We start from the raw sequence: 379 nt of genomic DNA, 5'->3' as shown, positions 1-379 counted from the left end.
CGGCATACGAGATGATACGGACGAAGACCGAGTTGGGTGGTGGGGCGGCTGCATAGAGACCGGCATCGTTATAGGCGTATGCCGGTACGGCCGTGCAGGCGACCGTCAGGAACGCCCAGGACATCATAGAGCGGGCGGTTGATTTCAGATCTTTGAGTAGACGGAGCAAGGCGGTCATCTTCTATCCTTTTGGTGAAGCTGAGAGGGTTTCGGGAACGCGGGCAAACAGCAAGGTCATGTCGCCCCCCAGGGCGGTCGAAAGCATGGGGCGCAGGCCGGAAAGACGCGAACTCCAACGGCTGCGCCCGGGAAAACGCGATTCATAGATTTCGAGCCAGGCGACCTCGCTGAAATTTGTCGCGTCATCACGCTTGGGTAC

At 59.1% G+C, this 379-nt stretch carries 1 protein-coding gene; it reads right to left on the bottom strand.

Going from position 1 to position 379, the window contains the following annotated elements:
• Window positions 1-181: 181 nt before the first annotated feature.
• On the bottom strand, window positions 182-379 hold a 198-nt coding region (locus AEAC466_RS45095), incomplete at its 5' end, for a hypothetical protein (protein WP_035430611.1).

Origin of the sequence: Asticcacaulis sp. AC466, assembly GCF_000495815.1 — a bacterium.
In the GTDB taxonomy this organism is placed as follows: domain Bacteria; phylum Pseudomonadota; class Alphaproteobacteria; order Caulobacterales; family Caulobacteraceae; genus Asticcacaulis.
This window is presented reverse-complemented; position numbering and strand designations above follow the sequence as displayed.